3 protein-coding genes and 1 pseudogene are annotated in these 2,168 nt (G+C 39.0%); 2 read left to right on the forward strand and 2 right to left on the reverse strand.

Annotated features, from left to right (window positions below; translation table 11 throughout):
- Positions 1-68: hypothetical protein (locus VXQ92_RS15980; protein ID WP_416682482.1), on the forward strand; the 68-nt coding region annotated here is incomplete at its 5' end.
- 26 nt (positions 69-94) lie between these two features.
- On the opposite strand, the gene VXQ92_RS15985 is transcribed toward VXQ92_RS15980, so the two are convergent.
- Both VXQ92_RS15985 and VXQ92_RS15990 read right to left on the reverse strand, forming a co-directional pair.
- Complete coding sequence (locus tag VXQ92_RS15985; RefSeq protein WP_416682480.1) at positions 95-751, reverse strand: HAD family hydrolase; 657 nt, start codon at positions 749-751, stop codon at positions 95-97.
- Positions 718-1,916: pseudogene (locus VXQ92_RS15990) on the reverse strand (DUF1615 domain-containing protein). Before VXQ92_RS15990 ends, VXQ92_RS15985 begins: the two are co-directional and overlap by 34 nt.
- Positions 1,917-1,999: 83 nt before the next feature.
- On the opposite strand from VXQ92_RS15990, the gene VXQ92_RS15995 reads away from it, so the two are divergent.
- The coding region (locus tag VXQ92_RS15995; RefSeq protein ID WP_416682484.1) for a tRNA-dihydrouridine synthase at positions 2,000-2,168 on the forward strand (169 nt) is incomplete at its 3' end.

Consider the following 2,168-nt stretch of genomic DNA (forward strand, 5'->3'; position numbering starts at 1 on the left):
TTTACCAAGTACTTGGTGAAGCCCGTTCATTAGAAATGATTCATCGCGATCATATGGCAATTTACTAAGTTGTTCTAAATTAAAAAAGCTCGCATCATGCGAGCTTTTTTTGTGGGGTTAATGAGGGCAAGATTCGATCTTCACCGACCATAAAAGGATGTGTAGCAAGACTAAGCATGTCTAAATCTTCTGAGCTATTTCCATACGCATAGATTCGCTGATAATGCTTTAAAGAATATTGCTCATGTATTCTTATCTTCTTTTGCTCACTACTACAATCCGGAGGTGAGTAGTAACCTGTCATCATGCCATTTTTAATTTGTGTCTCTGTACAAATTAATTCGATACCTAGTAATTTGCAAAGTGGAGCAAGATAGATATCAATGGAAGCAGAAACTAATACCACCTGATCACCTAATAGCTGGTGTTGCTGTAATTGTGCAAAAATTTCAGGTGAAAGTGCAGAGACGAGTTCTTGTGCGTATTCTTCGCCTAGTCTTTGCAATTCAATTGCAGGAGTATGTCTGAACATGCTACGAAATAGCTTGGCACGCATCGCATGGGCTGGATAAAAGTTAAGATAATAGGCTTGAATCCATGGCAGGATTTTCAAGCCTTGCTTCACAATATGGCGTTTAGACAACGCATAAAAGATGAACCCTGTAAAACTGTCTTTACTGCACAAGGTTCCATCAAAATCGAACAGGGCGAGATTTTTTATAGTCTTATTCGTTTCGCTCGTTGCATACATGTTTCATATCGTCCGTTTACGCGGGTTGCATACCAGTTAGTATTATAGTCACGACTTAGTTTAGGCCCAGAAATCACTACTTGCGGCATAATTGCATAGAGCGGCTCTTTGCCAGTTTTTGATTTATAAAGTTTAGTCAGCGCAATATAAGTTTGAGTACTCTCAAACTTTTTCTCTTTTTCTAATTTTAGATCATCACGAATCTGTCTTGGTGTAACTAACTAGCAAATACAGTAATTAATTCTTTTTCTGACTCGCTTTGAGTTGCGCGTGGATCACCATCTTTTGTGTAAAGGAGTAGATCGCCATCAAGACTTATATCCTTGTCGGTGAGTTCTTTTAGCATTTTTTGAAAAGCTGCATTACGACTAGAGTACATACCAGAGTTGTAATCTGCAAAACGATAAATGGCTTTATCATAATCTGCCGGATAAACCATTAAACGGTGAATTCCATAATAAAGGCCGCCATACTCGGTATATAAGTCATCACGTAGGGCAGCAGTATTCATACTCGAGCGTTTGTTTGCTTTGGCATAGTTAATATGAACTTGCATTGAACCCAGTGTAGTGATCGGATTCATTTTTTCGCCAATATCTTGTCCAACTAATTTAGCTGCGCCAGTCAAAGCACTTACATGATAGTGTTTGGCCATAAAGTCGAAAATTTCTCGGTAAAGTAAATCAAGGTCTTTCTCGGTTTTAACTTTACGCATCTGACTCATATAGTTATTGTCAGGAGAGGGTTGGGTTCTTAGTACTTCTTCAAAGTAACCTGCAATTGTTCCACCAATGGTTTTGCCAAGCTTATCTTCAAATTTTTCATTTAAACGTGTACTGACTTCCTCAACCGCTTTTTGTCCTAATCCTGGCACTTGAGGATTGGCGACAAAATTGGATTCTTGATCAACGACCGCCACAATACTACAGACATTTTGTTTGGTTTTAGGAATGTCTAAGTCTTTCATAATGTCATCAATATCTTTAGCCCATGACTCACGGTCATGCACGCGAGATGGAATGAGACGTTTGATTTGCTGGCTTTCTAATTCAGGCTCATCATTATTTGACCACCAGGCTTTATCTCCACAAGCAGCTAAACTCATGCATACGGCAACCATACCGAATGATTTAAATAAAAAACGGGAAGACAACGGTTTGTTCATGGAGAGGAGGACACCTGCATAAAAAGATGAGCTGATCAAGCGGATGAAGTATACTATGCCGATCATCAATTGTATGAATATATATGTATATTGGTCCCTATCAACTGTCAAATAATTTAATTGTTGCCCCTATGGCCGGTGTAACTGACCGTCCATTTAGAACGCTGTGCAAGTATTTCGGTGCGGGTCATGCAGTCAGTGAAATGATGACTGCTGACAAGACTTTACGTATGACTAAAAAAAGTCTTTATC

Source organism: Acinetobacter sp. 228, assembly GCF_048147885.1.

What these genes read in the sequence shown, in the direction of transcription:
- VXQ92_RS15985 (WP_416682480.1), bottom strand. Translation starts at nt 751, where the DNA reads ATGTATGCAACGAGCGAAACGAATAAGACTATAAAAAATCTCGCCCTG.